Here is an 8272-nt window from a genome sequence, read left to right on the forward strand (position 1 = left end):
GCAATCTGGAATCATTTTTAAGTCTAGAAAATCGCTCTTCTGAAACAGCTGCTACTAATTGACCATCACTGATCAGCGCACAGGAAGAATCATGGAAATTTGCAGAGATACCTATTATATTCATAGCGTTATACCCTATCTTCGTTAGATTTAAGAATAAATACAGAGCGCGTTACCATTTATTATTTTAAAGTAAATCATATATCTTATTTCCATTTATCGATTGAAATATTCACCAAATACTTTTATTAAAAAACAATAACACGCTACAACATATCAATACTGATTTCACAATAGAAATAACTGCTAACTTTTTACTTTATATAATATTTCTTTGAAATTTATTATCTATACCCAATAGATTTCAATTTGCAGCGCAGCGGCAAGTGAACACATCCCCGGGAGTCTAGATAACAATGTGACTGGGGTAAGTGAAAGCAGCCAACAAAACAGCAACTTGAAGGATGAAAGGTATAAACATTATAATTATTTTATTGAACAGTATCAGTCTTATGTCAAAAATGTAAGCCTTGTTGAGTCAATTTTGTGATCATTATTAAAACAAAACATTATAAGGCATCACCATTTATCGCTTCACTTTACATGAAAAGAAAATATATTCCTTTTCAACAAATTAATATTAACCTCTTATTTGTCAAAAATTAATAATCGCAAAAATAATTAGTTAAATGAATTGATTGAATTTCCGCGTGAAATAATGATCAGATAAATATTCAGTGGGCATTCAGGCTGTTTAATCACTGAAAGCATACAATGAACCCGCGTTAAAGCAGGCTTTCTGAATTAAATAGCACTTCCACTCTCTGGCTATTTTTGGAAATGTTCCTTTTCTCTTATTGAGTGGCAGAATCTAGTTTACAAAATACCAATATTGCCGAACTCGGTTTAATCATAATACTCAGGTGCCTTACGAAATGTTGGCCAGGCATCCGGATCATGTCCCGTTACCACAATCGCATCTGTACGTTCGGCTAAATGCCGTAACTTTTGCACCGAACGCACAGTTTCAACGGTAGAAGTGAGAAACCCAGGCAATGCACGTTCTTCCCAATGATCGAGAGTATAAGCAGCATCAATTGTTAACAACAAGCTGCCACTGTTCGGCAAAGTAATCAGTAGTGATTGATGTCCCGGCGAATGCCCCGGAGTAAATACCGTTTTTAAAATTCCATCCCCATAGACATCAAACAAATCATTGCGTTCCCCATCCAGAAACGCCCATTTCAGCTTCGGACGATCAAAATCCTTACGAATGTAGCCACCGACAGCAAACCAGTCCGGTGTGTAGGCATATTCATATTCACGTCGTTGTACAATATGCGTCGCATTAGGGAAGCGCCCTATTGCGCCAGTGTGATCGAGATGAAGATGGGATTGCACCACATAGCGGATATCTGCGGGATCAATCCCCAGTTTTTTCACTTGCGCTACACAGCCTTCATCTTCACGCATTATCGGCCAATAGGTTTTTGTGATAGTTCCCCAGTAGCCTTCGGGGTCGGTTGCAGTTTCAACCGCATTACCGCCATCAATCAGCGTATGACCCTTAGGATGAGTGAGTAGAAAAAATGGAACCGGAATTTCATAATCGGCACCATTCCCCTGATTCATCTTAATATTGTGAACCTTACATTTGAGAGATCCGGTTTGCAGCATATACAGGCGAATGTCTGACATAATGATGTTAACCTTTTTAATCGGATTTATACCCTTCATCCTTCAAGTTACCGCTTTGTTGGCTGCGTTCACTTGCCGGCGAGGTGCTCCACTTTCCTTCATGATTTGTGTCATTTTGCTGATAAACGCAAACGGATCAAACTAGCCAATTCTCTCTCCATACGCGGCGTTACAAGCCTAAATAACAGAACCATGTATGGAAGGATATACAATACCCAGACGAATACCGTGACCGTAATATTAAATTTAAATTTTGTATACAAGTCTGCCCGTTAATCAAAAAATCTGACTAACGGGCAGAATATTAAAAGTAATCTTACTTTCAATTCTTACCATTCAATGCATCATCTGGCAAAAATTACTTTAATTCCATCGCACTACGTATAGTGAAATGGAGATCTGTTTGGTCGGTCAAACCAACAACATTCGCTGCCTGAGGGCCATAAGCGGCAACACGGAGCTGAGTTCCCGTATGTTCCTGCTCTTTCCCCTCAGAATTACTGTAACTCACTGCCATTACAGAACCATCTTTGGTAATCAATGCTTGAGTTAGTCCTGGAGACTTCACATTCGCTTCAATAATCTGGCTAGAGTGAGCATGATCAGCCGTGACAATCACTAATGTATCACCGTGTTCACGCGCATATTTCAGGCCAACTTGAACCGCTTCATCCAATACAACCGTTTCACCAATCTGCCCACAAGGGTTAGCTTTGTGATCCTGCTTATCAATAGACGCACTTTCTACTTGCAAGAAGAAACCATTCTTATTTTCTTTCAACAGATCGATAGCTTTCGCTGTCATCTGTGCCAAAGTTGGCGCATCAGGATTCCGTTTGGAATTCACTTTACAGCTCACCGGAGGGTTATCAATATTACCGTGATAAACCGCTTTAGGCCCTTCCCAAGCAATATCCATATTGCCTTCATGGAACAGACCCAATAGCGGTTTTTTCTGATTTGCTTCGGTAATTGATGCCAGTGACTTAGCATCTCTTACCAGCTGGTAGCCCTGTTCTTGTACCTGCTCTTCCAGCGTTTTACCTTTTCCATCTCCAGCAACCGATTTCTGGGTGAAAATCTTAGCACCACCACCTAATGTTACATCAGCACGAGCCACTAACAGCTGTTCGGTGATAGAACCTCGTCCCCCATTTTCCAACGCATTCGTCGGACATTCTTCTGCCGTCTCTTTCGGACCAGAACAATAGCGGTTGGTCACATGCGCATATTGTGCAGCTGGTGTAGCATCCTGCACTCTGGCCGTTGTGACGTTGCCGGTCCCTTTACCATTCGCTTTTGCTAGCTCAAGCAAGGTTTGGTGATCTTTACCAAATACATCAATGCCCAATGCCCCATTATAGGTTTTTACGCCAGTAGCCCAAGCTGTAGCAGAAGCGGCAGAATCAGTCACATAGTTAGGTTTATGGGTCTTTTTATCGAGAGAATAGTGTGTATATTGTCCAGTAAATGGCAAAGCATCAATGCCTTTGAAAAATCCACCAGCACCTTCTGCATAGTTACGGGCAATAGTAATTTCAGAATCACCCATCCCATCACCAATAAACAAAATAACATTTCTAGCTTTATGGTTATTAATTGCCGCCTTCAATGCCTCAACCTGATTGTGAGTCATACGACGAGCACCACCAAATTCAGTAATATTGCCTTTTACTGCACGATCTTCCGCCATAATTTGATTAACCTTCTGAGTACTCTCTGCCAACACTGGCAGGCTGACTCCTGAAATTAAGGCTGAAATCATAACTGCGATCAAATTTTTTGTATGTTTTTTAGACATTTAGATTTCCTTGTTAAAAACAATCGGAGTAAAAACTATCGTTATCTACTAAAAGGAATACTAAATAAACTATGTGACAATTATGTGAAAAAAATATACCTAATTTACCACTTTGCTACTAATGACTGTGTTCCGTAATACAACGTCTCACACCATGAGATATATACCTGTTATCTTTCAAGTTGCCTCTTTGTTGGCTGAACTCACTCACCCCGGTCACAGAGTTCTCTATGCTCCTGGGGATACGTTCACTTGCCGCCGCGCTGCAAATTGAAATCTATTGGGTAAGTCCTCAAGAGAAATTAATTGCATACTAACTTTCATTAGTAATGATATAACCGCGCCCAAATATCCAAAATAAATTATTTTACAACCAATTATATATGGACATATGAAGAACTTAGCACATTAATATGAGCTTGGTGAGCTTACCCCTCTTTTAATGGATTAAACAACAAAGAAACGGAATATATTCTATCCCGTTTCTTCAAATTCGATAAAATTAAAGATGAGTAACTATACCCTATATTAAATACACAATTTATTTCACATCAATAGAATCTAAAATCCCTCTACTCATACTCTTAGCAAAATCCCAATCATATTGTTCATAAACACGAGACAAAGCAAGAAAATGCGTCCCTGAATAGAACATTTCATATTGAGTATGACGTGATGCAAACTCAGAGCCAATGGCATCCCAAACTAATTTCAGTAACTTCACGCGTTCAATGGGTTCAAGTAAGGTTGAATATTGCGTTTTTTCTATTAAGTCACGGATTTCTGGATTTTTTAAGTCAGCATAGTTGGATGGCAACATAATCACACCACCACCAGAAAGTGTTCTGATGTTTTCTATCACTTTTGGATAAATTGACTGCAAAACAACCTGGCAACCATATAGTTGTAATCGATTAGGAATATAGTACTCATTATGTCGATCAGGGTTGTGAAGCAAACCACGAAATAGCCCTTCCATGTTAGTGGCATAGCAAGCCAGCTCAGCTAGTGACTCTCGAACAGCAGGGAATTCATTGGTGCTTATAGCTTCGGTAAGCTGATGAGCCAAACCCGATAAGAAATGTAGCTTAACGGCATATCGGGCCATGCCCTGAACATCCATTAAAACATCAGCAGCAGTTGCCTGAAATTGTCTGCGACACATACCTGTATTTTTATAAATAAAAACTCTTTCCCACGGCACGAGGACATCGTCGAAATAAACTACAGAATCATTTTCATCAAATTGATGCGATAAAGGGGAATCAAATTTATTGCTTCCTATTTCATAGGACTTTCTAGAAAGAATTTTTATCCCTTTAGTATTCAAAGGTAACGCAAAAGATAGAGCATATTGATCATCCACAAATTCTTTAAGTGGATTGAACACACCAACAAAAACCTCTTCTGCAAGGACAGCGGCTGTCCCTAACATTTTTGCCCCTCGAACAATGATTCCTTGCGGTTTTTCCTCCAGTACACGAAGAGTATGAAATACGTTTTTTACATGCTCACTGGGCGTTTTGGATCGATCACCTTGTGGATTGACTAATGTAAAAGTCAAATAAGTATCTTTATCACGGGCATATAAATAGTAGTTTTTTAACGCCTCGGCTCTGTCCCTAGAATATTCCTCAAATATTTCCAGGTGAGTGATCATTCCAGTCATAGCAGAAGCAACATGATCCGGACTTCTGCCTAACCAACCACAACTCTGCATTGCCCAAGCATACGCAGCCTCACCTCTGGCAATCAATTTTTCTCGAGTATCAGGAAGCTCCCAACTTAAACCGACGTTCTTGCCTCCAGGGATTTCAAACGTCATCCGATCGGCATGTTCTGCCTGATAATCATAAAGTGAAGCTACGGTCCTGATTGCATTTCGAAAAGCAGGGTGATCCACATGATTTGTGATCTTTTCTCCATTTAAAAAAACAGTTCTTCCATCACGCAGGCTTTCAATATATTCCTCACCTGTTCTAGACATTAATGACTTCCTCCGAAACGGGATTGATTTTAGGTAAATCGATCTTCAAAGGTCTAAAAATAAAATAGGAGCTTCCAACTACGAACAACCAACCTACAACGAGAATTGCTCCCACGGAGAGCTAACATGTTTCCAATACATCTGTTTATCACTAAAATATTATAACAGCCTTTTAACGATATAACTTCGTAGTCATTCTAATAAACAAATAATTTTCACATGGTAACTTCATGATATTATAATTACTTTTAAACTTTCCTGACGATATTATTTTCCATATATTAAATATATATTGAACAACAATGACTTGATAACCACCGATTCCTGAATAAATATCGGTGGTTTCTATTTTAAAATAAACAAGAATTATGCATATCTTACTGTTTTTTCATCTAATTTCCCTATTAACTGGCTAAACATCAGCAAGGTACTGAGTAATAGATAACGCTGCCTAGTTGTCAAACGCAAATAACGACGACTAGCGGGTAACCGACTAACAACCTCAGAAGCAGCAAAATGCTCCACCTCGAACTGCCATTGCCCCTGATAAATATTCAATGTGAGATGCCGAAAATCCAGCTCTGCTAACGTTTCACCAATCAATGGATACTGATTGAGTAAATCAATAATCTGCTGTCCAAACTCTGCACCATGACAACAGTAATAATTCACTGTCTTTCGCCGAAGTATTCCTTTTACTTTGGCTTTAATAACTATTTTTTCCTTGAATGAAGTGATTCCCTGCAAACGAAAACAACAACTGACAATATAAGCCAGAAACAGTGCTTTCGGCTTTTCATAAACTTCAACCAGAGGTCCATCAGGTAACGTAATTTGCAAACTTTCTGTTGATAAACGCTCACAACAGTAAGGTGACAAATTCTGTTGCAGCCAGTTTAGAGTCATACCGACCTGATAGCCAGAAGGGTGGCGGGGTTTACTGAATCGCCGCCAAATAGCATCAATGAAGGGAACGAAGTGACTCACGTTGCACCTCCGACAATTCACCCTGAGTAAAAGTATGCGAAAGTACCTGCTCAACGGGCACTGGTTTAAACGGATTCACCCGTTGTACACAGAGCGTCCAAAACAGAGCATAACTGGCTGTCAGGCCCAACATAATGGCGAAGGGAATATACACGTCACTGGGATTCATTCCCGGAGGTGTGATATGAATAATCGCCAAGATAATACCCACACTAGAGATAATCTGAGGCAATGGGAAAAAGGGTGATTTATAGGCACGATGTAAATCAGGTCTGCGGATACGCAGTAATATCACGGAACATGTCACCAACAAATAAGCCACACACCAAGCACATACTGCTGCCAGAACCAAAGGCATAATCCGATTCAAATCGCCCTGAATAATAAAGGCATGTAAACAGGGGATCATTACCGCAACCAAAATCCCAAATATTGGCGTTTTAAAACGTGGATGCAGATAAGCAAAAATACGCGGCAATGCACCATCCAATGCCATACCGTAAAGAATGCGTGGCACAGCCGCCATCAGGGTATTAATCGTTGCAGCCCCTGCCAGTAATAACCCGATACCAATCCAATACTTACCAAAATCGCCCATTACCTGACCCGCAAACGCAGGGATTGCCATTGGCGTTTCCAGCAAACGAACATTATTTTCTACATCAACCAGTACATTCTCTACCTGATGACTGATCGATGCCCCGTATAACCCCATACAGAGAGCCACGCCACACAAGCCTGTCATCATTGCTCGCGGGAGCACTTTGGCAGAATTTTTAATTTCTGGCGCCATAGGCGTGACCAGCTCACAGCCAACAAACATAAACATCGCCATACCCACCAAGCTCAGTACCGCTAGTGGATCGCTCAGATTAAGCCCCTCACCGAACCAACTCTCCAGTGGCACAGTAAACGGCATCAATAATCCGCAAATACTGAAAATAACCAAAGTACTCCACATACAGAATGTCAGCACAATTTCGACTTTACTGAACGCTTCAATACCCAACGCATTCAGTAACCCGAAAGTAATAACCAGTCCAACGCCCACCATCCATGACGCGTTATTACTTTCCATCACCGTATTAAGGCTATCAAAATTCACTAATGCCATAATGCCAGACAGAATTGTTTCTGCCGTACCCGCAAAAATATGAACAATTAAATAAGCTGAAAGCGCGCCGGTAATCGCCCAAAACCGCCCCATTCCACAAGAAATATAATCATAGACAGAACCCGATGTCGGTAAAATGGCTGCCGCTTCGGAAAAAGTCGTCACTTGAGCTTGCATCATGATAAAGCTAATTATCATAGCCAATACGAAAGTATCACCACCAATACCAAAACCACTTGTTACAGTCAGAATAACCGGGCTTGCCATAATTACCCCAACGGAACTTGCCAGTGTAGTAGGAAACCCCACCACGCCCTTTTCAATATGCGAAGTCAGCCGCGTTGACATACTCATCATTTTCCCTCTTATTCCGGCCATAAAAATAACGTTAATAACTATTTATTTGTGAATTTTTTGTAAATTTCATTAGGGATAAATACACTATAGAAAGCGAAGCGGAATATCGACCATCGTCCTAAAGGACGATATCCAAAGGGAGATTAATGACGCAAAAAATATCGCGAAAAATACCAGAAGGTAGAGATAAAAAACATAATCAACCCGAATTCTGCTTAAGCCGTCATTGAGAAATCTTCTTCTGAGTAGAAAACTTTCAGTGATGGTTTTTTCAATTTAAGGCAGTAAGCAATCAGTCCACCTAAAACGGTCAACATAAATCCTCTTA

General features: G+C 40.3%; 6 protein-coding genes and 1 pseudogene. All 7 read right to left on the reverse strand.

Annotation, left to right across the window (positions count from 1 at the left end; genetic code table 11):
- On the reverse strand, positions 1 to 124 hold a 124-nt coding region (locus tag AM629_RS23705), incomplete at its 3' end, for a carbamoyltransferase N-terminal domain-containing protein (protein ID WP_152912029.1).
- A 782-nt stretch (positions 125 to 906) separates the two neighbouring features.
- Entirely contained in the window at positions 907 to 1698 is a 792-nt protein-coding gene (attM, locus tag AM629_RS19900) for an AttM family quorum-quenching N-acyl homoserine lactonase (RefSeq protein ID WP_200905778.1), read from the reverse strand.
- Positions 1699 to 2056: 358 nt separating this feature from the next.
- The gene (gene phoA / locus AM629_RS19905) at positions 2057 to 3499 is read right to left on the reverse strand and encodes an alkaline phosphatase (protein ID WP_054481391.1); all 1443 of its coding nucleotides are present in this window, start codon (positions 3497 to 3499) and stop codon (positions 2057 to 2059) included.
- Between the two features lie 541 nt (positions 3500 to 4040).
- The gene (locus AM629_RS19910) at positions 4041 to 5486 is read right to left on the reverse strand and encodes a 4-hydroxyphenylacetate 3-hydroxylase family protein (RefSeq protein ID WP_054481393.1); all 1446 of its coding nucleotides are present in this window, start codon (positions 5484 to 5486) and stop codon (positions 4041 to 4043) included.
- A 366-nt stretch (positions 5487 to 5852) separates the two neighbouring features.
- Entirely contained in the window at positions 5853 to 6473 is a 621-nt protein-coding gene (locus AM629_RS19915) for a DUF3156 family protein (protein ID WP_054481395.1), read from the reverse strand.
- Positions 6448 to 7941, reverse strand: a complete 1494-nt coding sequence (locus AM629_RS19920) for an APC family permease (protein ID WP_054481397.1) — start codon at positions 7939 to 7941, stop codon at positions 6448 to 6450. Before AM629_RS19920 ends, AM629_RS19915 begins: the two co-directional genes overlap by 26 nt.
- Before the next feature lie 218 nt (positions 7942 to 8159).
- Positions 8160 to 8272 (reverse strand): annotated as a pseudogene (locus tag AM629_RS23710) (IS982 family transposase); the annotation flags it as partial.

Origin of the sequence: Photorhabdus heterorhabditis (genome assembly GCF_001280945.1) — a bacterium.
Lineage (GTDB): Bacteria > Pseudomonadota > Gammaproteobacteria > Enterobacterales > Enterobacteriaceae > Photorhabdus > Photorhabdus heterorhabditis.

Coding starts and splice junctions, on each gene's coding strand:
- attM (WP_200905778.1), bottom strand. CDS start 1,698: ATGTCAGACATTCGCCTGTATATGCTGCAAACCGGATCTCTCAAATGT.
- phoA (WP_054481391.1), bottom strand. CDS start 3,499: ATGTCTAAAAAACATACAAAAAATTTGATCGCAGTTATGATTTCAGCC.
- AM629_RS19910 (WP_054481393.1), bottom strand. CDS start 5,486: ATGTCTAGAACAGGTGAGGAATATATTGAAAGCCTGCGTGATGGAAGA.
- AM629_RS19920 (WP_054481397.1), bottom strand. CDS start 7,941: ATGAGTATGTCAACGCGGCTGACTTCGCATATTGAAAAGGGCGTGGTG.